Origin of the sequence: Ruegeria sp. HKCCD6428, assembly GCF_013110595.1 — a bacterium.
Lineage (GTDB): Bacteria > Pseudomonadota > Alphaproteobacteria > Rhodobacterales > Rhodobacteraceae > Ruegeria.
On the sequence record NZ_WVQX01000001.1, the window covers coordinates 631,027 to 655,393 of the forward strand.

At 56.7% G+C, this 24,367-nt stretch carries 26 protein-coding genes and 1 tRNA gene; 11 read left to right on the top strand and 16 right to left on the bottom strand.

What is annotated here, in order from left to right; genetic code table 11:
* The first annotated feature begins 93 nt into the window (after positions 1-93).
* The 6 genes from GS620_RS03105 to GS620_RS03130 all read left to right on the top strand — a co-directional run bounded on the left by GS620_RS03105 (position 94) and on the right by GS620_RS03130 (position 5,333).
* On the top strand, positions 94-882 hold the full coding sequence (locus tag GS620_RS03105; protein WP_152457994.1) for an ABC transporter ATP-binding protein: 789 nt from the start codon (positions 94-96) through the stop codon (positions 880-882).
* Positions 879-1,709, top strand: a complete 831-nt coding sequence (locus GS620_RS03110) for an ATP-binding cassette domain-containing protein (protein WP_171614015.1) — start codon at positions 879-881, stop codon at positions 1,707-1,709. The genes GS620_RS03105 and GS620_RS03110 overlap by 4 nt, the downstream gene beginning before the upstream one ends.
* A 328-nt stretch (positions 1,710-2,037) precedes the next feature.
* Complete coding sequence (locus GS620_RS03115) at positions 2,038-2,367, top strand: hypothetical protein (RefSeq protein ID WP_171614017.1); 330 nt, start codon at positions 2,038-2,040, stop codon at positions 2,365-2,367.
* A 209-nt stretch (positions 2,368-2,576) separates the two neighbouring features.
* Complete coding sequence (locus GS620_RS03120) at positions 2,577-3,587, top strand: branched-chain amino acid ABC transporter permease (RefSeq protein WP_171614019.1); 1,011 nt, start codon at positions 2,577-2,579, stop codon at positions 3,585-3,587.
* Positions 3,584-4,897, top strand: coding sequence for a branched-chain amino acid ABC transporter permease (locus tag GS620_RS03125; RefSeq protein ID WP_171204767.1), 1,314 nt, complete (start codon positions 3,584-3,586; stop codon positions 4,895-4,897). The genes GS620_RS03120 and GS620_RS03125 overlap by 4 nt, the downstream gene beginning before the upstream one ends.
* A 181-nt stretch (positions 4,898-5,078) precedes the next feature.
* Complete coding sequence (locus tag GS620_RS03130; protein ID WP_171115893.1) at positions 5,079-5,333, top strand: hypothetical protein; 255 nt, start codon at positions 5,079-5,081, stop codon at positions 5,331-5,333.
* A gap of 32 nt (positions 5,334-5,365) precedes the next feature.
* On the opposite strand, the gene GS620_RS03135 is transcribed toward GS620_RS03130, so the two are convergent.
* The gene (locus GS620_RS03135; RefSeq protein ID WP_171614021.1) at positions 5,366-6,913 is read right to left on the bottom strand and encodes a helicase HerA-like domain-containing protein; all 1,548 of its coding nucleotides are present in this window, start codon (positions 6,911-6,913) and stop codon (positions 5,366-5,368) included.
* Positions 6,914-7,361: 448 nt separating this feature from the next.
* Between GS620_RS03135 and GS620_RS03140 the strand changes: the two genes are divergently transcribed.
* On the top strand, positions 7,362-7,940 hold the full coding sequence (locus GS620_RS03140) for an invasion associated locus B family protein (protein WP_171115889.1): 579 nt from the start codon (positions 7,362-7,364) through the stop codon (positions 7,938-7,940).
* A 51-nt stretch (positions 7,941-7,991) separates the two neighbouring features.
* On the opposite strand, the gene GS620_RS03145 is transcribed toward GS620_RS03140, so the two are convergent.
* From GS620_RS03145 to GS620_RS03160, 4 genes are read right to left on the bottom strand one after another with little or no spacing between them, the layout of a single operon-like run.
* The gene (locus GS620_RS03145) at positions 7,992-9,200 is read right to left on the bottom strand and encodes a beta-ketoacyl synthase (RefSeq protein WP_152458002.1); all 1,209 of its coding nucleotides are present in this window, start codon (positions 9,198-9,200) and stop codon (positions 7,992-7,994) included.
* Positions 9,201-9,209: 9 nt separating this feature from the next.
* Complete coding sequence (locus tag GS620_RS03150; RefSeq protein WP_171204768.1) at positions 9,210-9,467, bottom strand: acyl carrier protein; 258 nt, start codon at positions 9,465-9,467, stop codon at positions 9,210-9,212.
* A 32-nt stretch (positions 9,468-9,499) separates the two neighbouring features.
* Positions 9,500-10,591, bottom strand: coding sequence for a UDP-3-O-(3-hydroxymyristoyl)glucosamine N-acyltransferase (gene lpxD, locus GS620_RS03155; protein ID WP_171614023.1), 1,092 nt, complete (start codon positions 10,589-10,591; stop codon positions 9,500-9,502).
* 34 nt (positions 10,592-10,625) lie between these two features.
* Positions 10,626-12,233, bottom strand: a complete 1,608-nt coding sequence (locus GS620_RS03160) for a murein L,D-transpeptidase (RefSeq protein WP_171614025.1) — start codon at positions 12,231-12,233, stop codon at positions 10,626-10,628.
* 351 nt (positions 12,234-12,584) lie between these two features.
* On the opposite strand from GS620_RS03160, the gene GS620_RS03165 reads away from it, so the two are divergent.
* Positions 12,585-13,154 (top strand): DUF882 domain-containing protein, encoded by a 570-nt coding sequence (locus GS620_RS03165; RefSeq protein ID WP_152458006.1) that lies wholly within the window; start codon positions 12,585-12,587, stop codon positions 13,152-13,154.
* A 55-nt stretch (positions 13,155-13,209) separates the two neighbouring features.
* Here GS620_RS03165 and GS620_RS03170 read toward each other — a convergent pair whose 3' ends face one another.
* The 11 genes from GS620_RS03170 to GS620_RS03220 all read right to left on the bottom strand — a co-directional run bounded on the left by GS620_RS03170 (position 13,210) and on the right by GS620_RS03220 (position 21,823).
* Complete coding sequence (locus tag GS620_RS03170; protein ID WP_171614027.1) at positions 13,210-13,542, bottom strand: hypothetical protein; 333 nt, start codon at positions 13,540-13,542, stop codon at positions 13,210-13,212.
* Between the two features lie 465 nt (positions 13,543-14,007).
* A tRNA-Arg gene (locus tag GS620_RS03175) sits at positions 14,008-14,084 on the bottom strand.
* 77 nt (positions 14,085-14,161) lie between these two features.
* Positions 14,162-15,382: a cysteine desulfurase gene (locus GS620_RS03180; protein ID WP_171614029.1), complete on the bottom strand. Its 1,221-nt coding sequence runs from the start codon at positions 15,380-15,382 to the stop codon at positions 14,162-14,164.
* A gap of 12 nt (positions 15,383-15,394) precedes the next feature.
* The gene (locus tag GS620_RS03185; protein ID WP_171328360.1) at positions 15,395-15,961 is read right to left on the bottom strand and encodes a YIP1 family protein; all 567 of its coding nucleotides are present in this window, start codon (positions 15,959-15,961) and stop codon (positions 15,395-15,397) included.
* Positions 15,958-16,443, bottom strand: a complete 486-nt coding sequence (locus tag GS620_RS03190) for a YIP1 family protein (protein WP_171614031.1) — start codon at positions 16,441-16,443, stop codon at positions 15,958-15,960. Before GS620_RS03190 ends, GS620_RS03185 begins: the two co-directional genes overlap by 4 nt.
* Positions 16,443-17,723: a SufD family Fe-S cluster assembly protein gene (locus GS620_RS03195; RefSeq protein ID WP_171614033.1), complete on the bottom strand. Its 1,281-nt coding sequence runs from the start codon at positions 17,721-17,723 to the stop codon at positions 16,443-16,445. The genes GS620_RS03190 and GS620_RS03195 overlap by 1 nt, the downstream gene beginning before the upstream one ends.
* Entirely contained in the window at positions 17,723-18,478 is a 756-nt protein-coding gene (sufC, locus tag GS620_RS03200; protein WP_152458012.1) for a Fe-S cluster assembly ATPase SufC, read from the bottom strand. Before sufC ends, GS620_RS03195 begins: the two co-directional genes overlap by 1 nt.
* Positions 18,479-18,527: 49 nt before the next feature.
* Positions 18,528-18,731 carry a hypothetical protein gene (locus GS620_RS03205; protein WP_152458013.1) on the bottom strand — a complete coding sequence of 68 codons (204 nt, stop codon included), beginning with the start codon at positions 18,729-18,731 and terminating at the stop codon, positions 18,528-18,530.
* On the bottom strand, positions 18,731-20,251 hold the full coding sequence (gene sufB, locus GS620_RS03210) for a Fe-S cluster assembly protein SufB (RefSeq protein ID WP_171204775.1): 1,521 nt from the start codon (positions 20,249-20,251) through the stop codon (positions 18,731-18,733). Before sufB ends, GS620_RS03205 begins: the two co-directional genes overlap by 1 nt.
* 18 nt (positions 20,252-20,269) lie before the next feature.
* Complete coding sequence (locus tag GS620_RS03215; protein WP_171614035.1) at positions 20,270-21,313, bottom strand: cysteine desulfurase family protein; 1,044 nt, start codon at positions 21,311-21,313, stop codon at positions 20,270-20,272.
* Positions 21,314-21,364: 51 nt separating this feature from the next.
* Positions 21,365-21,823, bottom strand: coding sequence for an Rrf2 family transcriptional regulator (locus tag GS620_RS03220; protein WP_171115867.1), 459 nt, complete (start codon positions 21,821-21,823; stop codon positions 21,365-21,367).
* Positions 21,824-22,004: 181 nt separating this feature from the next.
* On the opposite strand from GS620_RS03220, the gene GS620_RS03225 reads away from it, so the two are divergent.
* Genes GS620_RS03225 through GS620_RS03235 form a run of 3 tightly spaced genes read left to right on the top strand, consistent with a single transcriptional unit; the run spans position 22,005 to position 24,063 of the window.
* A complete protein-coding gene (locus GS620_RS03225; protein ID WP_152458017.1) occupies positions 22,005-22,658 on the top strand; it encodes an alpha/beta hydrolase in 654 nt (217 codons plus the stop codon).
* A complete protein-coding gene (locus GS620_RS03230; protein WP_152458018.1) occupies positions 22,658-22,903 on the top strand; it encodes a hypothetical protein in 246 nt (81 codons plus the stop codon). Before GS620_RS03225 ends, GS620_RS03230 begins: the two co-directional genes overlap by 1 nt.
* Complete coding sequence (locus tag GS620_RS03235) at positions 22,900-24,063, top strand: HD domain-containing protein (RefSeq protein WP_171614037.1); 1,164 nt, start codon at positions 22,900-22,902, stop codon at positions 24,061-24,063. The genes GS620_RS03230 and GS620_RS03235 overlap by 4 nt, the downstream gene beginning before the upstream one ends.
* The last annotated feature ends 304 nt before the right edge of the window (positions 24,064-24,367 follow it).

Consider the following 24,367-nt stretch of genomic DNA (forward strand, 5'->3'; position numbering starts at 1 on the left):
CGGGCCTTGTGTCCGGGCTGTTTCAATGAAAAAAGACCGCACCCGGCAAACGGGGTCGAGACAACAGCGCCGAACAGGCGGCAAGGGGAAAAGATGATCGTCGTCGAGGACGTGCACAAGCATTTCGGCGGATTTCATGCGGTGGACGGGGCATCGCTGGAAATCCAGAAAGGGTCGATCACCGGCCTGATCGGGCCCAACGGGGCAGGAAAAACCACTCTGTTCAATGTGATCGCAGGTGTTCTGCCGCCGACCAGCGGCAAGGTGGTGATGGACGGCGAGGATATCACCGGTCTGCCCCCGCATGAACTGTTCCACAAGGGTCTGTTGCGCACGTTTCAGATTGCACATGAATTCCCGTCTATGACCTGCCGCGAAAACCTGATGATGGTGCCCGGCGCGCAATCAGGCGAGTCGCTGTGGAACACGTGGTTTGGCCGCAAGCGCATCGCTGATGAAGAACGCGCGTTGAAGGCCAAGGCCGATGAGGTGCTGGAGTTTCTGACGATTGAACATCTGGCCGATCACAAGGCGGGTCAGGTCTCGGGTGGTCAGAAAAAGCTGCTGGAGCTGGGCCGCACGATGATGGTGGATGCCAAGATCGTGTTTCTGGACGAGGTCGGCGCGGGTGTGAACCGCACCCTGTTGATGACCATTGCCGACACGATCCTGCGGCTGAACAAGGAACGCGGCTATACCTTCGTTGTCATCGAACATGACATGGATTTCATCGGCAAGATCTGTGATCCGGTCATCTGCATGGCTGAAGGCAAGGTTCTGGCCGAGGGTACCTTGGACGAGATCAAGGCGAACGAGCACGTGATCGAAGCCTATCTGGGCACCGGCCTGAAGAACAAAGACAAACTGGAGGCAGGCGCGTGAGCGACAACCCCTATCAGGATGACAAGGGCAACAAGGACGCCTCGATCACCAATCCGCACGGTGTCGGCACCATGACTCCGGCCCATCGCAAAAGTGGTGCGACGCATAAGGTCGAGGGCGGCCCGTTTCTGATCGGCGACACCATGACGGGTGGCTACGGCAAAGGGCCCGACATCCTGCATGACTGCACCATCGCGGTGGACAAGGGTGAAATCGCAGTCATCGTCGGCCCCAACGGTGCGGGAAAGTCTACGGCGATGAAAGCCGTGTTCGGGATGCTGGGTGTCCGTTCAGGGTCTGTGCGTCTGGATGGCGAGGATATTACAAACCTCACCCCGCAGGATCGGGTCATGCGTGGCATGGGCTTTGTGCCGCAAACACAGAACATCTTTACCTCTATGACGGTGGAGGAAAACCTGGAAATGGGCGCCTTCATCCGTCGCGACGACATCAGCCAGACGATGGAGCAGGTCTATGACCTGTTCCCCATCCTCCGCGACAAACGCAATCAGGCCGCCGGAGAGCTGTCGGGCGGACAACGCCAACAGGTCGCCGTGGGCCGCGCCCTGATGACCCAGCCCAAGGTCCTGATGCTGGACGAGCCTACGGCAGGTGTTTCGCCGATCGTGATGGATGAACTGTTCGACCGGATCATCGAAGTGTCCCGCACCGGCCTGCCGATCCTGATGGTCGAGCAAAACGCCCGCCAGGCCTTGGAGATTGCCGACAAGGGATACGTTCTGGTTCAGGGGCGCAACGCCTATTCCGGAACGGGCAAGGAACTGCTGGCCGACCCCGAGGTGCGAAAGTCGTTTTTGGGCGGCTGATCGACGCTTTTCAATGGAAGATTTTCATGTGGGGCCAGTCGAGATTCTCGGCTGGTCGTTTTGCTTGATCGCAATGCGCAAAATTGAAGGCCAGAACATGGCAACCGGTGGTTCAAACCGAGGCTCAGGACATGAGAGCCTTTATTAGGTATCTGAAAAATATCAATTAATCTCCTGCGGACCGTTGCGGAAAAAAGACTTTGAAAACGCGCTGAATGCCAATCTGCTGCTTTAATCAGGCCCAATTTCAAAAATATCGCTGCGCCCGAACACCTAAACCAATCCCCGAAACGCGCCCCGGTTGGGGACACAAGAATTGGAAGTCAAAATGAAAAAATGGATGATCGCCGCCCTGGCCGCACAACTGGCAACCGGTGCCGCCGCTCAGCAGCGCGAATATGTGTGTACATCGGAAATTGATGGAACCGAGTATCGGTTGACGCGGTTTGAAGGTGCGCAAAAGGGATCGGTCAAGTTCGGTGACACGACCGGGGACGCGCAGGTGTTTCCGGGGCTGAACAACTTGACGTTCATCCTGACGACCGAACAGCATGTCATGACGTTCTTCGTCAAAAGCCCGGATCTGTCCTACAACCTGTCCATCCGCCGCCCGGTTCTGCAAAATGATCGCGGCCAATGCATGGAAACCGGTGCCTAGCCCCGCGATCTTTCACGATTTCGGACCGCGCCCCTCAGTGTGGCGCGGTCTTTTTCTTTGGGGAAGAACCAAGGGGCCTCTGCCAGCGTGTCCGAAGCCTGCCAAACGGCATAAAAACATGCATAAAGCCCTAAAAATCATGTTCCAAATTGTTGTGTCTTTCGTCGGCGTCGTGCCATAAAGCCGCACCCGGACAGTGAGAAGAAATAATGGATCTACTCAACGCGCTTGTTGCGCTTGCGAATTTTGTGTTGGTGCCAGCGGTCGCCTATGGCAGCCAACTGGCCTTGGGCGCGCTTGGCGTGACCCTAATCTACGGCATCCTGCGGTTTTCGAACTTTGCCCATGGCGACACCATGGCCTTTGGCGCGATGGTCGCCGTACTGGTCACATGGGGGTTGCAGGCCGCCGGAATCAGCTTTGGACCGTTGCCAACCGCCCTGCTTGCCCTGCCCTTTGCCATCCTGGGCTGTATCGTGCTGGTGCTGATCACCGACAGGCTGGTCTACAAATTCTACCGTGAACAAAAGGCAAAGCCCGTTATTCTGGTGATCGTCTCCATGGGCGTGATGTTCATCATGAACGGCCTTGTCCGGTTTATCATCGGGCCGGATGACCAACGGTTCTCGGATGGGGCTCGGTTCATTGTTTCGGCGCGCGATTTCAAGGCGATGACCGGTCTGCGCGAGGGTCTCGCCATCAAGACGTCGCAAGGCATCACGGTGATCGTGGTCGTTGTTGCCGTGGCGCTGCTGTTCTGGTTTCTGAACAAGACGCGCACCGGTAAGTCGATGCGGGCCTATTCGGACAACGAGGATCTGGCGCTGTTGTCAGGCATCAACCCGGAACGTGTGGTGATGATCACATGGATCATCGTTGCGGCACTGGCCACAACTGCTGGCGTTCTTTACGGGCTGGACAAAAGCTTCAAACCCTTCGTTTATTTCCAGCTTCTGCTGCCGATCTTTGCCTCGGCCATCGTGGGTGGTTTGGGCAATCCTCTGGGCGCCATCGCAGGCGGGTTTATCATCGCGTTTTCGGAAGTGACGATAACATACGCTTGGAAGAAGGTGCTGACCTATGTGTCGCCTGATAGTCTGGCGCCGTCAGGTTTGGTCCAGCTCCTCTCGACCGATTACAAGTTCGCGGTCAGCTTTGTCATCCTGCTGATTGTGCTTCTGTTCAAGCCCACGGGACTTTTCAAGGGAAAGGCCGTATGACCGACTCTGTCAAAAACACGCTGCTGTTCGCAATTGTCGGCGGCCTGATCCTGTTGACCGGTTTCACGCAAAGCTGGAACACCGCGATCCTGATCCTGAATATGGGGCTGATTTCCGCCATCATGGCGATCGGAGTAAACCTGCAATGGGGTTTTGCCGGTCTGTTCAATGTGGGCGTGATGGGCTTTGTCGCACTGGGCGGTCTGGCCGTCGTACTGGTTTCAACGCCGCCCACGCCCGGTGCTTGGGCCGCCGGAGGTTATGGCATCGTTCTGTCTTTGCTGCTGGGCGCCGCGACAGTGGTTGCCGCCGTTCTGGTGGCAACAAAGCTGCCGAAAGGCCGTGTGCAAACCCTGACGATCATCGCCGTTCTTGTCGTGGGCTTTTTTGTCTATCGCGCGGTGTTCGATCCCAGCATTGCGGCGGTCGAGGCCATCGACCCGGCGATTGCCGGCAATATCGGCGGTTTGAATCTGCCGGTTCTGTTGGCCTGGCCGGCGGGTGGTTTGCTGGCGGCGGGTGCTGCGTGGCTGATTGGTAAAACGGCGCTGGGCCTGCGTTCGGATTATCTGGCGATTGCCACATTGGGTATCGCCGAAATCATCATCGCCGTCATGAAAAACGAAGACTGGCTGGCCCGGGGCGTCAAGAATGTCTACGGCATCCCACGCCCGTCCCCTGTTGTGGGCTACGAAGTGGATTTGCAGAACGACCCGGCCTTTCTGGCGCGGGCCGAATGGTTGGGGTTGGACCCCGTCACCGCGTCCACCCTCTCGGTCAAACTCGGCTATTCGCTGCTGTTCATGATAGTACTTCTGGTTCTGCTCTGGATGGCACAGATGGCGCTGAAAAGCCCGTGGGGCCGGATGATGCGCGCAATCCGTGACAATGAAGTGGCGGCTGAGGCCATGGGCAAGGATGTCACCCGTCGTCATCTGCAAATATTCGTACTGGGTTCGGCCATTTGCGGTATCGCGGGTGCGATGATGACAACGCTGGACGGCCAGTTGACGCCAAGCGCCTATCAACCGCTGCGCTTTACCTTTCTGGTCTGGGTGATGGTGATCGTGGGTGGTTCGGGCAACAACTTCGGGGCCGTTCTGGGCGCATTCCTGATCTGGTTCCTGTGGGTTCAGGTTGAACCGATCGGGTTGTGGCTGATGAATGTCATTACCGCCGGCTTGCCGGACGGAAGTGCATTGAAAGCTCACCTGCTGGACAGCGCCGCGCATATGCGCCTGTTCACGATGGGTCTGATCTTGTTGATTGTTCTCAGATTCAGCCCAAGAGGGCTGATCCCAGAGAAATAGATCACTTCCACCTTCAATAAGCGAAACCGCGCCTCTCATCCGGCGCGGTTTCTTGATTCTTAACGATTTTTTGAATAAACGGACACACCGCAGTGTTTTCTTTTTGCGGTATGTCGCCGGCACTCACATCCGTCTACGCCGATCTGTAACGATCATTTACACGTTTTGAAAAGAGTCAAAAATGAAAGCACCACGGTTCAAGACACTGCTTCTGTTTCCGGTTGTTGCCATCGTAACAACCGCCTGCATTCCCACACCGGAAGAACTTGAGACAACTCCCGTCAAGGTTCAAACGCCCAAAGGTGTCGTAACCTGTCAGCTATACCGTCACGACCGGGTGACCTGGGACCGGGCGATTGACTTCCCGGCTTCGAAAATGTCCGTGCCGGAGGCTGACGCCTACTGCCGTCAGGAAGGCCAGCGTCGTCTGAAGTAAACACTACGGCGCCCGTGATGGGCGCCGTAACGTCATCTGTTGCGGAACAATCCACCCAGAATACCGCGAACAATCCGGCGTCCGGTCGTTCCCTTCAGTTCCTTGATCACCGCATCGGTCATCGCCGATGCAAACGTGTCTTTCCGCCGTTGCACCCGGGACGAGGATCTGCCGACCCGGCTTCCCGAATATCTGCGAGCCGAAGAATACTCTCGTTCCATCGGTGATTGTGCCTCCAGCAATTCATCGGCCTCTGCCTGTTCAGCGGCCTTGGCGGCGGCCTCAGCCCGAGCCTGGAGGATTTCAAAGGCCGATTTTCGATCAATTTCATGATCATATTTCGACGCCATTGGCGAGGCATCGAGAATGGTCCGCCGCTGCGCATCAGATATGGGCCCCAACTGGGAACCCGGCGGACGAATCAATGTGCGCTCGACAATTCCGGGAACACCTTTTTTCTGCAGCATCGACGTGACAGCCTCACCAACGCCCACCTCACGAATTGCGGCTTCGGTGTCGAAGGCGGGGTTTTCGCGATAGGTTTCCGCCGCCAGACGCAGGTTCTTTCGGTCACGCGCCGTGAAGGCTCGCAAAGCGTGCTGAACGCGATTGCCCAACTGCCCCAGAATATCCTCGGGAATATCGGCGGGATTCTGGGTGATGAAATAGACTCCCACGCCTTTGGACCGGATCAGGCGCGCAACCTGTTCGACCTTGTCCACCAGCACTTTCGGAGCACCGTCAAACAACAGATGCGCCTCATCGAAGAAGAACACCAGCTTGGGTTTGTCAGGATCACCGACTTCGGGAAGTTCCTCAAACAATTCGCTCAGCAGCCACAGCAGGAATGTCGCATAAAGCCGTGGCGCGGCCATCAGTTTGTCCGAAGCAAGGATGTTCACCATCCCCTGCCCGTTTTCATCGGTGCACATCAAATCGGACAGATCCAGCGCGGGTTCGCCAAACAGCTTTGTTCCACCCTGGTTTTCCAATACCAGCAATCGCCGCTGGATCGCACCGATCGAAGATGTCGATACATTGCCATATCGCAATGAAAGCTGGGCCCGGTTCTCGCCGATCCAGACCAGCAGCGCCTGAAGGTCTTTGAGATCCAGAAGAGGCATTCCCTCTTCATCGGCCACGCGGAACGCGATGTTCAGGATGCCTTCCTGCGCTTCGCTCAATTCCATCAACCGGGACAGCAGCAAAGGGCCCATTTCAGTGACCGTCGTCCGCACCGGATGGCCCTGTTCGCCAAAAAGATCCCAGAACGCAACCGGGCAGGCAGAATAGGAAAAATCGTCGAACCCAATGCGTTTGGCACGATCCATAAATGCCTGATGCATTTTGTGCGCGTCGCTTCCGGGCAAAGCCAGGCCCGACAGATCACCTTTGACATCGGACAAAAACACCGGAACTCCGGCTTGGGAAAAGCCTTCCGCGAGGATTTGCAACGTTACGGTCTTACCGGTCCCGGTGGCGCCGGCAATCAGCCCATGACGGTTCGCATATTTCAGCGCCAGTTCCTGCGGCTGGTCATAGCCTTCGCCTCCGCCACCCAAAAATATATTCTTGCCCATTAACATTGCCTTATGTTTCACCGATCCGTGACCAGCATACAAAGTTAACCTTTGACTGCGATAGTCAATTTGCCCCGCGTTTGTTTCCTTCACGTGGGGCAGACTTCCTCCCTGTCGACTGGCCGTGCCTTCGGGCACGGCTTTTTTGCAGGTTCGAATTTGGTTTCAAAGTTCTGACCGTAAAATTAAAATTTGAGGATAGCTGTTGACCCGTCTGCGCCCCTTTCGTAGGGTTTGCGCATAAATAAGTCGGCCAGTCCGACGGGGAGAACCTTTTGGAAAAGAGAGCTGGCTTATACAGCTCTCTTTTTCTGTCTCAGGGCAGTTGGTTTCTGGTGTTCTGGCAAGAATCCGTTCACGTTCAGACATGGCGTTCTGTTAGTGCCTGACACCAGTTCAGAAGAGTGTTAAACGAAGCAAAAAGCTCAAGCATCAAGTCGAGGCATTCATGATCAAGAAAATCCTCTCGCTAAGTACAGTGGCGGCAATTCTTCTATGTGGCGCAGGATATGCGCAGGACACAACGACATCCGAACCGGACAACGGTCTCGATTTGGGTCAGGAAGGCCCGCGCCCCGGAGAACAGTTCGTCAAGGAAAAGTTCGGTGACTGGGACTTGTCCTGCATCAAGGCGCAGCAAGGCGAAGACCCGTGCGCCATCGTCCAGATTCTGAAGGGCAACCAGGGTGATCCGATAGCTGAGGTGTCGATTGGAAGACTGCCCGAGGGCGGCGCGGCAGTTGCATGGGCGAATGTGATCGTTCCGTTGGAAACACTGCTGCAAGCTCAGCTCGCCCTGTCCATCGATGGTGCGCCCCGCAAGTTGTACAACTATCATCATTGCCTGCCTGTTGGCTGCGTCGCACAGCTGGGCCTAAGCCAAGGCGATATCGATGCAATGAAAGCTGGCACCAAGGCGATCTTCTCGCTCGTTCCGGCCCGCTTCCCTGATCAGGTACTGGAGATGGAGATGTCGTTGTCCGGCTTTACGTCCGGCTATGACACTCTGACCGTCAACGCGAACTGAGGGTGCGTTTACGATTGTGCCGCCGCACCGATTGCGGCGGCGCTTCGCTGATTAAATTCGCTTCAACGCCAAAACCGCATTCAGCCCGCCGAAAGCAAACGCATTGCTGAGCGCGACGTCAACTTTGGCTTCCCGAGCCTCGTTCGGCACAACATCAAGCGCGCATTCCGGATCGGGTTCCTCGTATCCGATGGTGGGTGCAATCACACCGTCCCGCAGCGCCATGATACATGCCAAGAGTTCCACCGCGCCGGTTCCACCAATCAGGTGACCATGCATGGATTTGGTCGACGATATCATCAGGTCGTCAGCATGGGGCCCAAAAACATCCGCAACGGCGGCGCATTCGGTTTTGTCATTCGCGGCCGTCCCGGTGCCGTGTGCGTTGATATAGCCCACATCGCTTGCATTCAATCTGGCGTCGGCCAAGGCACCTGACATGGCCCTTGAAGCCCCTTGCTTGCTGGGCATCACGATATCGGCCGCATCCGACGACATGGCAAAACCAACGACTTCGCACATGATCTCGGCGCCACGGGCGCGGGCGTGCTCGTATTCCTCGAAAACAAAGATACCGGCCCCTTCGCCCTGTACCATTCCGTTGCGGTTGGCGCTGAACGGTCGACACGCATCCTTGGACATGACGCGCAACCCTTCCCAGGCCTTGACGCCTCCAAAGCACAACATGGATTCAGATCCGCCAGTGATCATGACCGGGGCCATACCGCTTCGGACCATCTGAAAGGCCTGAGCCATGGCATGGTTCGACGACGCGCAGGCGGTCGACACGGTGAAGCTGGGGCCTTTGAGATTGTGTTCCATAGAAACATGGCTGGCCGCCGCATTGTTCATGAGTTTGGGAACAACAAACGGGTGTACCCGGTTCTTTCCGTCCTCATAAACCGAGCGATAATTGTCATCCCAGGTCGATACGCCACCGCCGGCGGTCCCCAAAACAACACCTGATTTTGCGGCCAACTCTCCGTGAAACTCGATGCCGGACTGATCGATGGCCTCTTTGGCGGCGGTCAGAGTGAACTGAGTGAACCGGTCATACAACGACATCTGCTGACGGTTGAACCGACCTTCAGCCTCAAAGCCGCGAACCTGCCCGCCGATTTTGATGGCCAACCGATCAACATCCCGAAATTCCAGTTCCGAGATGCCGCAACGGCCTTCGCGCATGGCTTCCAGGGTGTCAGGAACCGAATGGCCCAGTGAATTGATCGTACCTGCGCCGGTAATGACAACACGTTTCATGAGCGCCAGTCAGACCTTTTCCGACACGAGCTTTTCGATCCCGGCAATGATCGCAGCGACATTGGATATGTCAAAATCGTTGGCCTTGGGTTCGTTGGCGTTGAACGGAATTGAAATGTCGAACTCTTCCTCGATGGCGAAAATACTTTCGACCAGACCAAGGCTGTCGATTCCCAGATCTTCCAGCGTGCTTTCGGGCGTCACATCCGATGGCTCCAGCACGGCCTGCTCTGCAATGATTGCGATGACGCGGTCGCTGATGCTCATGTCGATCCCCTGATTTTCAGTTTGACGATGATTTAATCGCTTGGGGTCTGTTTGAAAACAGCCTTTTTCAGTGCCTCAACGTCGCGTGCCATTCGGGGCAGTCGCCGCTGCGCCTTGTAGACATCGGTATGCGTCTCCATTTTGATGCCCGGATACCCCATTACGACGCGCCCGGCGGGCACATTTGACAGAATCTTCGTGCCCCCACCCGAAATGACGCCGTCCCCTATGAAGATATTGTCGACCACTCCGGTCTGACCACCCAGAACAACGTTGTTGCCGATCTCGACCGAGCCGGACACACCCGTCTGACCGCACAACAGACAATCCCGCCCGACGCGGGTGTTGTGCCCGACATGGACAAGATTATCCAGCTTGGTGCCGTTACCGATCCGCGTGTTGCGGATGGTTCCATTATCGACGGTGCAATTGGCGCCAACCTCGACATCGTCACCAATCTCAACCGCGCCCAAAGAATGAATACGAAGCCAGCTTTGGGCCTTGGCGTCCCCCTGATCACCCAACGTTTCGCGGGCGCGCTCAGCGCCAGAGACCTCGGGCGTTACGAAACTGAACCCGTCGCCGCCAATTCTTGCACCGGGTTGCGCGATGAACCGATCCCCGATTTGTGCGCGCGCGCCAATACTAACCATTTCGCGCAACAGGGCCTGTTCGCCAAGAATGGCGTCCATTCCCACCACGCAGTGTGCACCGATGACCGAGCCCGAACCTATTCGCGCCCGAGCACCAACAACAGTCAGAGGTCCTATCGCCACATCTGGTCCAATTTCGGCCGTTGGATCGATCACTGCGGAAGGGTGAATGCCCGGTTCAATCCCTTGCCCGCGATCCAGCATTGCGGTGATCCCCGCCATCGCCATGCGCGGACGCTTCACGAAAATGGCCGCTCGCAACCCCATTGCCTGCCAATCCGCGCCTTCCCACAGAACGGCGGCGCGCGCTTCCCCTTTCGAAAGCGCTTCGGCGTATTTCGGTGACATGGCCATGGCCAGATCTGTTGGTCCGGCATCGCCCGGCTCGGCCGCCCGCACGATCGTCAGGCCACCATCGCCTTGGCATTCGGCACCCAAAGCGTCGGCGATTTGCTGAATGGTAAACTGCATCTCGGGCTTCCTTTTGGCAGGATTTGCCCTGTGCTTAACCCTGAACGTCCGGCAGGGCCACCCCTGCCTTTTGCAGGGCTTCCCAAATCTTGCGGTCCCGGCCATAGACATCGCGGCGATACTGCACCTCGCCTTTTGGACCGACATATGCCGTTCTATAGATCAGGTGGACCGGAACTTTTTGTTCCAAATCAACCTTGGTTTCTTTTCCCGTGTTCAGAACACGATGAAAGAATGCTTTGGGGTCCTCTTCCTGTTTGGCCAACAATGCATAGGCAAATTCGAAAGGCTGTGCCAGTCGGATGCAGCCGTGCGAGAACGCCCGAACCTCACGCGCGAACAGGCTTTTCTGAGGCGTATCATGCAGATAGATATTGTACTTGTTGGGGAACATGAACTTGACCAGCCCCAAAGCATTGCTTTTGCTGGGCGGCTGGCGCATCGCAAAAGGAAAGCTTCGCGCGGTGAACTGATTGAAATCAACCGCCCCGCGATTGACCTGCCGCCCCCTGCTGTCCGTGATCTGGATATGACCGACCGCGTTGGGGTTCGCTTTCAGCTTCGGAAGGTATTCCTTGGTGATGATCGAGCGCGGGACATACCAGCTGGGGTTTATCACCATATGTTCCATCACGTCCGAGAACTCTGGGCTGCGGCGATCATGCGTGTTTTTGCCGATCACCGCACGGGTCTCGAACGTGACTTGCCCGTCATCCACGATCTTTGCCGAAAAATCTGTCTGGTTGACAAGAATATGACGCGCGCCGCGTTCCCGAGGCAACCAGCGCTCTCGTTCCAGAGCAACATAAACAGCCTTGAGCCGGTCCACGGCGGGGCGATTCAACTCGGCAATCGTGCCCTTGCCTGCAACACCATCGGGTTCCAATCCATGCGCGATTTGAAAGGCCCTGACCCCTTCCAGCAGCGCGGCGTCGAAAGACGGGCTGGCCGATGGTTTCATGTAGCCCATCAACACCAGCCGATTGCGAAGCTTTACAACATTAGGCCCGGTATCACCGTATTCCAGCTTGGTTTCCGGGACGGTCGCCCCCCAACCGCCTTGATCTATCAAATCCTGTAGCGCCAGTTTCTGCTTCATAAGAGCCCGGTACTGAAGGGTTTGAGGAGCCAATTGCGCAAGATACGCGGCGCCATGTGTGTTCAGGGCGTTCAGATGCTCGGCCGCGCTGCGACGATCCACCGACCGAACAAGCCCGTCGTCGATGTTTCCGGGCCGAAGAAAACCCGAGTACAATGCGTCGGCAAACTCTACGAAAACCCTGCTCAGTTCAGCCTCAACGGCGCCAAGGTCGCGTGTCGAGCGTGCATCCTGCATTTTCTGAATCAAGGATGAAACAGTGGCATCAGCCTGCGGCAGACCGTGCAGATGCGCATGTGACAGTGCCTGGATCAATGCGGCCCGGCGTTGCATATGCTCATCGGATTCACCCACCCAAATCGGCGAAAACCCGTTTGTCCGGTAAAACTCTGCGATCTGCGATTCCCGTGGGGTATGTTCTGCAACGGCCATCTGAAACGCCGTGTTGTGCGCAGGTTCAGAAGTGGTGTTTGCCATACTGGCGGTGGCCGCAAAACAGGCGGCAAGCAGGATACTGGTACGGGTTCGGAAAACAGAAAGCATTGGATGGCCTTGGAATCAATGGCTTGGTTGGTGATACGTGCGTCGAACAACTATGAGTTTGACTGCGCAGACTTGTCTATTCACAAATTCCTTACCGAATTGCTTCTATTGTCGCCTGATGCGCGTTTGCATCGGCCCGGTGATGCGCAGCCCACACTTGCAAATATTCTGCGCTCGGCTGTGACATTTGCGCAAAAATCTGCCGAAAATTCCCCCTTGAAAAGGTGACTATGAAACACTTCTTGGCCGTCGAATCCGATTGTGTCATAAATTCCGCATCTGGGATGGGAAAAAATTAAGACAGCGCGCGTAACATCGTGCGCAGGCAGGAACAGTACGGGACGAACCAAAATGACCAAGAGCAGTTCCTCGGGCTTGACCCGACGTGCCCTATTGGGTGCGTTTGCAGCAACAGCAGTCGCAGCAGCACCCACCTACTCCAAAGCAGCAGGCTTTTTGCGCGGCGGCGGCGATATCCGTCGCATTCGCATGTATTCCGGTCGCACGGGCGAACGGTTGGACATGATTTATTGGGTCGATGGTAAATATATCAAGGACGCTGTCAAAGAAGTGAACCATTTCATGCGCGATTGGCGCACGGATCACGTAAAATCCATCGATTTACGTACGATTGATATCATGGCGGCATCACACAACCTTCTGGATGTCAACGAACCTTACATGTTGCTGTCGGGCTATCGCTCCCCCCAGACCAACGCCATGCTCCGCGCCCGCTCTCGCGGCGTCGCCCGGAAGTCGCTTCATATGAAGGGACAAGCGGCAGACCTGCGCCTGTCTTCCCGCTCAGTCTCGCAGATGGCTAAGGCTGCTATGTCATGCCGGGCCGGCGGTGTCGGTCAATATTACGGATCCAATTTCGTGCATATGGACTGCGGTGTCGTCCGCACCTGGCGCGGCTAAGACAGCGACTTTACGATCTCGGCTTTTATGACAGGGGTTTGACTGGGGCGGCCAGTTACATCCCCGCGTCTCCCCCTCCGCCGCCGGCATCTCCGCCTCCGGTGTCATTGCTGGATGCTGTCGCCGTAGTGGAATTGCTGGTCTCACGAGACTTTTCATCACCGACGTCAGTGGGAACACTGGAACCGGAAGCATTGTCGCTTTCTGAATCATCATCGCTTTCGGGTTCTTCATCATCGGTCAGCTTTCCAATGATAAACGCCAGAATTACGGCGACCACGATCCATCCTAAAACGCTTGAAGCTGAAACCCCGGTAATCGCGCTACCCAATAGTGCTACAATCACGACAACGATTATCAGCTTCTTATTTGAAGAGATGACTTTCACATTCCTTCCTCCATTTGAGCTGACGCGCGCCAGCCTCGTTCGTAAAGTGTACATCAAAAAAACCACTGCTTGAGGGGTTAAGCCTCAAAATGATTGTCAGGATTAATAGGGTGGTGGCAAGCGGGCGAAAAACGGAGGCGTGCAGACACTATCCATGGCCCGAAGGGGTATTCGCGTTGAAAATTTCCCGAGAGGGGATCAGCCAGGACACCTTTCGTAGTTTCAACAGCAGATGCGGGTTGGAACTGTCGGAAGCCAAGATGCTTCGGGCGCTGGAAACCGAAAACGCGAAAGCAAAAGAATTCCTGGCCGGTCAGATGTTGAATGACGCTATTCTGCGGCATATCCTCGGACCAGCGCAGGACGCTTGTCCTTCATTAGCGACGGCCATGTGGCCCGCGAACTTCTGCCAATTCGGCGCAGAAGTTCCTGTTTTGCCAAAAAGCCTTAGAAATTTGGCGATGGTGGCGCACCTGAGAGGATTCGAACCTCTGGCCTCTGCCTTCGGAGGGCAGCGCTCTATCCAGCTGAGCTACAGGTGCCTTGGCCGTTAGCTAACCTTGTTCCGATCCGGGTGCAACTGAAAATCGTGATTGTTGCACCCTCTTTGAAACCAAAATCAGGCGAAAAGATCATGCGCCAATTCAAGCGCTTCGATCAGCGTGTCGACCTCATCCGTCGTGTTATACAGACCAAAGCTGGCACGACAGGTCGCCGTGACGCCCAAGTGATCCATAAGCGGGCCTGCGCAGTGATGCCCGGCGCGGACGGCAACGCCTTTTTTGTCCAGAATGGTGGATACATCATGCGCATGGCCGGCCCCGTCCAGCGTAAAGCTGAAGATGGCTGCCTTGTCTGGCCGCGTGCCCTGCACCTGAAGCCAGTTGAGACCGTTCAGGCACTGCATCGCATAATCCCGCAAGCCGGATTCATGGGCGGCAATGTTTTCCATTCCCAAATCCATCATGTATTCCAGCGCAACGCCCAAGCCGATGGTTTGGACAATGCCGGGTGTTCCGGCCTCGAACTTCATAGGCGGGTCGTTGTAGATCACCTGATCCTTGCTGACCTCTTTGATCATGTCTCCGCCACCGATAAAGGGGTGCATCTCGGCCATGCGTTCGGACTTGATGTAGATCGCACCCGACCCCGACGGGCCATACAGCTTGTGGCCGGTGATGGCGTAAAAATCGCAACCGATGTCCTGAACGTTCACCGGCATATGCACCGCGCCCTGACTGCCATCAACCAGCACCGGAACGCCCCTGGCATGTGCACCTTCGGTGATGGATTTGACATCCACGACAGTACCCAGAACATTGGAACATTGCGTCACGGCCACAAGTTTGGTTTTCGGGCCGATCGCATCGATCACCGCCTGGGGATCCAGCCCTCCGTCAGCGTCCACATCCACCCACTTCAGAACGACGCCCTGCCGTTCCCGCAGGAAATGCCAGGGCACGATGTTGGCGTGATGCTCCATGACGCTCAGGACGATCTCATCCCCGGCTTCCAGGCGCGGCATGGCCCAGCCATAGGCAACAAGATTGATCCCTTCGGTCGTTCCGGAATTCAGAACGATCTCATCCTCGTTCGATGCCCCCAGGAAACGGGCGATGATCCCCCGAACAGCTTCGTATTTCTCGGTCGACAGATTGGACAGATAGTGCAATCCACGGTGAACATTCGAATACTCTTCGGAATAGGCACGGGTCACCGCATCGATGACGACCTGAGGCTTTTGAGCAGACGCACCGTTGTCCAGATAGGTCAACGGCTTGCCATTCACCTGACGTGACAGGATCGGAAAGTCAGAGCGAATTTTCTGCACATCATACATGATACGGTTTTCCTAGACAGGCGCGGCCGGTGTTAAATACAGGACGAAGGGAACCGCAATCAGGGCTGACAACAGGATTACGGCGAAGGACTTCCAAAGGGATCCGAATTGATGCGCTTCGTTCAGGAAATGAAGCGTGATGTAAAGGCTCAGGATCGCCGTTGCGAACAGCATCATCATCATCAGAAACGGCATCGTCAGGCTTAGAACAAGCGTCATGACCAGGGCGACGATTTGCAGGAACTGCAACCACACTGTCAGGACCATCAGATCGTCAAAGCTTGCTTTGCCGCCTATCGCTTTTCCAACGACGAAGAACGCGAGGATGCTCAGCAGCATTGCTCCGGCGGATCGCAGCAAAACAACTGGGACACTTTCGGGTGGTGGTGCGATTTGACCTTGCGGCACAGGCACCGACAAATCGATTCCCAACTGCACGAGACAGTTCAAAACCACTGCCAGCGCAAAGGCCAGCCACAACCCTTCCCGCCCCGGTTTCAGGGACAACAGCTGGCGGGCGGCTTGGTCGGGGCTTCTGATCGTCAGAACCGCCAGAGCGCCGAGGGAATTGATAGTCATGCAGCGGACCTTTGTACTTGTCTCAGACCGGATAACCAGAACCAGACAAAAACAGCAACCCAGACGACACCCACAATTGTCAAAGCGGGCCCGGGCCCGATGAACCCGGCAACCAGACCATTCAACAAGACCAGGGGGGCGGATGCCAACAACGCCCAGAACAGGGCCAGTCGTGCGCCATAAGCAGTGCCCTGCCCGCCCGCCATCCGCGCTGCCCAATAGGAAATCAGCGCCAGCGTGTAGAAAAACAACGGCAGTATGAACACCGACCCCAGTAAAGCGCCGCCCAAAAGCATGTTCAGCTCGACGCCTTCAAGATGCGCTTTGCGGGCAAGGCTGGGCATTTGCGCGACAAAGGCCACAACGCAAAATGCCATGACAAACACCAGCGCCCTGTCTTCCCGCCGACCCATTTCAAGAAGCCGGCGCACCACGCGCCCCGGCCCCCGGTATGTGGCCAATATGTCAGACGAGACGGCCATCAGCTACGACGCGCCAGCCACCCTTCCAGACGGCTTACGATCTCTTCCGCCAAGGCGCTGTCTTCGATCTCATCCACCGCTTCGGCAAGAAAGGCCAAAGTCAGCATGTTGGTTGCGTCCTTGACCGGCACGCCACGGGACCGCAGATAGAACAGCGCGGTTTCGTCGATCGCACCCGAGGTCGAGCCGTGCGAACACGCCACGTCATCGGCATAGATCTCAAGCTCGGGCTTGGCGAGGAATTGGCTGTCATCATCCAGAAGCAGCGATTGGCTGATCTGGTAACCGTCGGTCTTCTGGGCGCCTTCCTTCACGAGGATCTTGCCCTGGAACACGCCGGTCGCCCCGTTGCGCAGCACTTTCTTGAACACCTGCCGGCTTTCGCAGTTTACCGCGTCATGGGTGATGAAGACCGTGTCGTCATGATGGAAGTCGCCATCGCCAACACAGGCCCCGGCCACATGGGCGACCGCGTCATCGCCGGTCAGCTCGACGACCTGCTCATTGCGGGTCAGCACGCCGTTCACGGTCAAAGTGAATGACTTGTAGACCGATTCCGTGCCCAGACGGGTGAACATATGGGTCGCGGCGCGACGTTCATGGTCCCTGCCCTGCGCGCGCACATGGTGCAGCGTGCCCTTGTCGGCGATGTCGATCTCCATGCATTTGTTGAAGCGTGACGCAGCCGGGCCGGTTTCCAGTATGGTGGCCTCGGCCCCGCTTTCCACGCGAATGACGTGGTGCAGGATCGCATCCGAGGTCGGCGACGCATGGCGATAGATCAGGTTGATCGGTTTGGACGGTTTGCCGGTGACATGAATGGCCACACCATCCGACGCAAAAGCCGTGTTCAGCGCCGCCAGCGGACGCTGGACCGGAGACTGACCGCGCGTCTCTAGCACGCCATACAGGTCTTTCGCCCAATGAATGTCCTTGCAGCAGATATCCTCGAGCCGGTCGATGGTCACGCCTTCCAGCGTCAGGTCGTCCGACTCTTCGGCGCTGAATTCACCGTCCACGAAGACGATGTTCAGCCGGTCGAGCCCGCTGAACATCAACGGCTCGTCATCGGCAAACACCGCAGCCGGAGGCGCGTCTGGCCAGACCAGAGTGTCCGGTTGAGTGTATTTCCAATATTCGTCACGCCGTCCGGGCAGACCAGTTTCCAGAACACGGGCCAGCGCGTCTTCGCGCGCGGCGCGGGTGCATCCCGCGTCGGGCATGGTCAAGGCGGACAGCCGGGCCTCGGTCGCGGTTTGTTTGACTTCGGGCAAGGCCATCAGTTCACCTCGGCAAGAATGTCGGCATAACCGTTGTTTTCAACCTCAAGCGCCAGATCTGGGCCTCCGGTTTTGACAATGCGGCCATCGGCCATGATGTGCACGACGTCGGGTTTGATGTGATCCAGCAGGCGCTGGTAATGGGTGATGACCAGGAACCCGCGACCTTCATCGCGCAGCGCATTCACACCTTCGGCGACCAATTTCATCGCATCCACATCCAGACCCGAGTCGGTTTCGTCCATGATGCACATCTTGGGTTCCAGCATGGCCATTTGCAGGATTTCATTGCGCTTTTTTTCACCGCCCGAGAAGCCCACATTGACCGGACGCTTGAGCATATCCGCATCGATCTTCAGCGTCTTGGCCTTGGCACGCACTTCCTTGAGGAAATCCGCGGCGGACAGCTCGTCCTCACCCCGCGCCTTGCGCTGTGCATTCACGGCGGTGCGCAGGAAGGTCATGTTGCCCACGCCCGGAATTTCGACCGGGTACTGGAAGGCCAGAAACACGCCGGCAGCGGCGCGCTCTTCCGGTTCCATCTCCAGCAGATCCTCGCCATCCAGCGTGGCGGAACCCTCGGTCACTTCGTACCCGTCGCGGCCCGACAGCACGTAGCTGAGTGTTGACTTGCCTGACCCGTTCGGCCCCATGATCGCGTGTACCTTGCCGGCTTCAACCGTAAGGTCCACACCCTTTAGGATCTGCTTGTCTTCTTCTTCAAGCTTCACGTGCAGATTCTTGATTTCCAGCATTTTTTATCCTTTTGCGTATCGCAGGGGGCACCGTGGCCCCGAAACCTTCTTATCCCAGCAACTTGCGGATCAGACGCGCGACGATCCAGCCCAGGATCGCCCCTCCGCCAACCGCCCAAACCGGGTTGATGAATTCCATGTGGTTGATGTTGACGTAAGCCATACCCAGCAGACCGCCAAGAACCGGCAACGCGTAACCCAGCCAGGTCAGCACGTCTTCTTTCCGGATGCCGCTTCGTGACGCCCGCGTCATCAGCCAACCGACCCTTCCAGCGAGATTGCCACCAGTTGCTGCGCTTCCATGGCGAACTCCATCGGCAGTGCTTGCAGAACGTCCTTGCAGAACCCGTTGACCACCAAAGCCACGGCCTCTTCTTCATCCATGCCGCGCTGACGGCAATAGAACAGCTGATCGTCATCCACCTTGGATGTCGTCGCCTCATGCTCAACGCGGGAGGAGTTGTTCTTGACCTCGATATACGGAACTGTATGCGCGCCGCATTTGTCGCCGATCAGCAAGCTGTCGCACTGGGTATAGTTGCGGCTGTCCTTGGCCTTCGGGTGCATCGAGACCAGACCACGATAGGTGTTCTGCGCCTTGCCCGCACTGATGCCCTTGGACACGATGCGCGACTTGGTGTTCTTGCCCAGATGAACCATCTTGGTGCCGGTATCGGCCTGCTGATAGTTGTTGGCAATCGCGATCGAATAGAACTCACCCTGGCTTTCGTTGCCGCGCAAGATGCAGGACGGGTATTTCCAGGTCACGGCAGACCCAGTTTCCACCTGCGTCCACATCACTTTGGACCGATCACCTCGGCAATCGGCGCGTTTGGTCACAAAGTTATAGATGCCGCCCTTGCCGTTCTCATCCCCGGGGAACCAGTTCTGAACGGTCGAGTATTTCACCTCTGCATCTTCTTCGACGATGATCTCGACCACGGCCGCGTGCAGCTGCGCGGTGTCGCGCTGGGGCGCGGTGCAGCCTTCCAGATAGGACACGTACGAGCCTTTGTCAGCGATGATCAGAGTGCGCTCGAACTGGCCCGTGTTTTCGGCGTTGATGCGGAAATAGGTGCTCAGCTCCATCGGGCAGCGGACACCGGGCGGAATGTAGACGAAGGACCCATCCGAAAACACGGCCGAGTTCAAAGTTGCATAAAAGTTGTCCGACACCGGAACCACAGTGCCCAGATACTTTTTGACCAGCTCAGGATGTTCCTTGATCGCTTCGGAAATCGAACAGAAAATCACACCGGCCTTTTTCAGTTCGGCCTGAAAGGTCGTGCCGACGGACACCGAGTCAAACACCGCGTCCACAGCAACCTTGCGCCCCTCGGCCGGCGCATCCTCAGCACCTTCGACGCCGGCCAGAATCATCTGTTCTTTCAGAGGGATACCAAGCTTTTCGTAAGTGGCCAGCAGCTTGGGGTCGACATCGTCCAACGATTTGGGTTTCTCTTCCATCGATTTCGGACGCGCATAGTAATACTGATCCTGAAAATCGATCTTCGGATATGTGACCATGGCCCATTTCGGTTCTTCCATCTTGGTCCAGCGTTCAAACGCGGCCAGACGCCACTCGGTCATCCATTCCGGTTCTTCATTCTTTTCCGAGATCAGACGAACGATGTCCGGGTTCACACCTTTCGGCGCGTACTCCATTTCAATGTCCGTGTCCCAGCCGTATTTATAGGTTCCGACCTCGCGCACCGCATCCACGGTTTCCTGATCGACACCCTCTTTCACCTGGGTCTGGTCCAAAGCGGCCATAACTTACCCTCCGTCAGATCACGCGGCGCGCGCGCGATGCTTTTTCTCTTTCTCAAGCCACGTTTCGGCGAAACGCAGCACATCTTCTTCCGTTGTCCGAGGTCCCAGCGATACGCGGAGTGCGCTGCTGGCCGTTTCCTCGTCAAATCCCATGGCGGTAAGCACCGCGCTGGAACGAACCTTGCCGCTGGAACAGGCAGAGCCCGCACTGACCGCAAATCCCGACAGGTCCATTTGCATGACCTGGGTTTCGCCCTTCCACCCGGGCGCAGCAAAACACAGGGTGTTCGGCAGGCGTTGCCGCCCTTTCCCGACAAAAATAGGTGATTTTACAGCGGCCTCAAGAGCGTTTTCTAGAATATTTCTAAATTCTTCGATCTGCTCCCAAACGCCATTGGCCAGATCCTGCATCGCAGCTTCAGCTGCGGCCCCGAACCCCACGATACCAATGACATTTTCGGTTCCTGACCTGCGGCCCATTTCCTGGCCGCCCCCCTTGATCTGAGCTGCCAGATCGGTTCCGCGCTGCATCACAACGGCCCCGACACCCTTTGGACCGCCCAGTTTATGCGCCGAGACCAGGGCCATCTGGGCATTCATCCAGTTGAACGCGACGGGCAGCTTGCCAAAAGCCTGTGTGGCGTCTGTCACGGCTAGGCCGGACGGCAGTGTTTGAACAATCCCCGTCTCTGAGTTTGCCAATTGCAATGTCGACATTTCGGGCGCGATTACCTGCACGTCTCCGACCTCGGAAACCGTAAGATCCTCTTTGATCCAAGCTCTTACCGCGTCATGTTCAATCGCCGCGCCGTGCAATTGGCGCCCCGACAAGGCCAGCGCCGAACCTTCGGTTGACCCAGATGTAAAGACGATATCCGCTCCATCCGCCCCAAAGGCCGATGCAACCTGGGCCCGGGCGCGCTCGATCAGAGCTTTGGCGGCCCGACCTTCCGCATGAACCGACGAGGGATTGCCGCAGACATCCATCGCCGCAATCATCGCGTCCCTCGCTTCGGGGCGCAGCGGCGTTGTTGCATTGTGATCCAGGTAAACACGTTTCATGGATACATCTTTTTTGCCGACAGACTTCATTTCCTATCCCGCCCGTTCAGATCATTCATCTACAACGGAAAACAGGCTCGGAACGGCCGGGCACGGGGCGAGGTCGTTCTTGATCACATCTGACAAACGGGTTTGATGCAGGAACACATAGACATGCGCACTGAGACTTTCCCAAAGCCGATTGGTCAATGATTGAGCGCGGCTGCCGGACGAGGCCCCGGACGCTCCGGCCCCTTTTTGCAGCGCATCAACGGTTTCGTCCACGGCCGCCAGAATTTCGACGACACGAATTTCAGATGCCGGGCGTGCCAGTCGATACCCGCCGCCGGGCCCCCGCACGGAAGACACCATGTCCGCCCGGCGCAGTTTGACAAAGAGCTGCTCGAGATATGGTAACGAAATGTCCTGCCTTTCGGAGATTTCCCCAAGCGTCACCAGTCGTTCCGTCGGCTGGAGCGCAATATCCGCCAGGGCGACCATTGCGTAACGCCCTTTGGTCGACAGCTTCATTCCATGCCCCCTTTCAGCAGGATTTGCGCGAAATCATTGACGCCGACGTTGCCAGTGCGTATCTCCGACTGACAGCGCAGAAAAGCGCCATGCAATGCAATTAGAACCGTTCTAAGGTGCCCGACGATTATCGTCAAGTATATCCGGGCATCTGTACGAAAAAGACAGGACCAAAGCACACATGCCCGAGGTGATTTTTCCCGGACCCGAAGGCCGCCTGGAAGGCCGCTACCACCCGCAAAAGGAAAAAGACGCACCGATCGCCATCGTGCTTCACCCGCACCCTCAGTTCGGCGGGACCATGAACAACAAGGTGGTCTACAATCTGCACTATGCCTTCTACAACATGGGTTTCACCGTGTTGCGCTTTAACTTCCGCGGCGTCGGTCGCAGCCAGGGCGAGTATGATCAGGGCGTGGGCGAGCTGAGCGATGCGGCGTCGGCGCTGGACTACCTGCAATCGATGAACAACAATTCGAAACACTGCTGGGTCGCAGGTTTCTCGTTCGGTGCGTGGATCGGTATGCAACTGCTGATGCGCCGCCCTGAGATCACGGGGTTCATCAGTGTATCGCCCCCTGCAAACATGTATGACTTTTCGTTCCTTGCCCCCTGCCCGTCTTCCGGCCTGATCATCAACGGCACCGCTGACAGGGTGGCGCCACCGGCTGACACGACCTCGCTGGTGAACAAGCTGCACGAGCAGAAGGGAATCACCATCACTCACACCGAAGTAGAAGGTGCAGATCACTTCTTTCAGGATCGTCATATGGATACGCTGATCACCAATGTCAGCGACTATGTGAAACGCCGCCTGACCGAGAACACCCGCTGATGTCCGACACCATCACATCTCTTGCCGCCAAACTGGCCGAAGATACGATGAAGGTTATGGATGAGACAGGCGAAGACAGGTTCTTTGTCGAAGTTGGTGAAGTGCTCGGGGCCGCGTCTCAGTCTCTGGAAGAGGCGTTTCTGACGGAAATTCGTGTTCGGTTGGCTGAGCGGAAAGCCAGGCAGTTCGTGATCAAACGCTTGTCTGCGCATCGTGCAAAGCAGAAGGCGATCGAAAAGCAATGACCGACCGTTTGTCGGCGCAAATCGCATTTCTGAAACGGGCCGACGAACTGAAAATGGTCGAGCGGGCAAATGTCCTGCTTGACCGGTCCAGACCCGAAAACTCGGCAGAACACAGCTGGCATCTGGCCTTGTGGGCCTTGGTCATGGCCCCGTTGGCAGGGCCGGATGTCTCGATTGATCGGGTCATACGCATGCTATTGCTGCATGACCTTGTTGAAATCGTTGTCGGCGACCACCCAATTCACCTTGAGACTGATTGGAACCTGGTTGCCAAGGCCGAGCAAGCCGCAGCCAAAGAGCTGTTTGGGCTGTTGCCAAAGGATCAGGCCGATGCGTTTCACGCTGTCTGGCGTGAATTTGAAGAGGATCAGACCGCCGACGCCCGGTTTGCAAAGGTTCTGGATCGTTGTCAGCCACTGTTTCAGGTTCTGTGTGCCCCGAACCCCAATCCGGATCACGTGGACATAGCGCGTTCAAATCTCGAAGGCGGTCGCGCCGCCTATCTGGAAAAGGTTTTTCCACTGGCCTACGAGCACGCCGCAAACCTGCTGGCTGGTGCAGATACGCAGGCCAACGCGTTTACGACACGGCTGGCGTTTCTGACCGAAGCTGATCAGCTGAAGTCCGTTCTCCGTGCCTCGCGGCTGATGGCGGGTGATCGTTTCGAAAACTCGGCAGAACACTCATGGCACATCATGCTCTACGCCTGGGTCCTGGCTGAAAACGCGCCCCCGGGGATCAGTGTTGATCGGGTCCTTCAGATGCTGTTGCTGCACGATATCGTCGAAATCGACGCTGGCGACAATCCGATCCACGGGCAGGTCGATCACGCAGCGCAAGCAGCCAAGGAACAAGCGGCGGCCAAGCGCTTGTTCGGGTTGCTGCCCGACACGCAATGCAACACCTTCACGACATTGTGGCACGAGTTTGAAGCGGCAGACAGCCCCGACGCCAGGTTCGCCAAAGCCGTTGATCGTTTTCAGACACCTGTCGCCAATCTGGAAACCGGTGGCGGATCGTGGGTCGATTACAAGGTAACATATGCCCAGCTTGAGGCACGCGTTCAGCCTGCGATTGCAGCAGGTTCTCCCGGGCTGTGGGATTGGCTGCAACCGCAACTGGCTGCACACTTCCAGAGCGTCGAGGCTGTACACCACTAGGCAGAAAAGAAAAAAGGAGCCCGACGGCTCCTTTTTCCCTGCTAAGCTCTACGTGGCGCTTAAAAAACACTACTACCATCAAACTGTTCAACCATGTTGGCTGCTTCAACTTCGACGGACCCCCCGTCAGCAAGCCACCCAATCGCCACTGTCAGACCCGCAGCAAATATTACGGATTTCGAAAATGTCGTCATAACTCAAAACTCAATAACAAATCATAAAATACGTTGAGAAGACTACACCAATTCGATTCTCTGAATAGTCAGGTATACCTGACCTCAGATGGTATTCTCATATCCTCAGA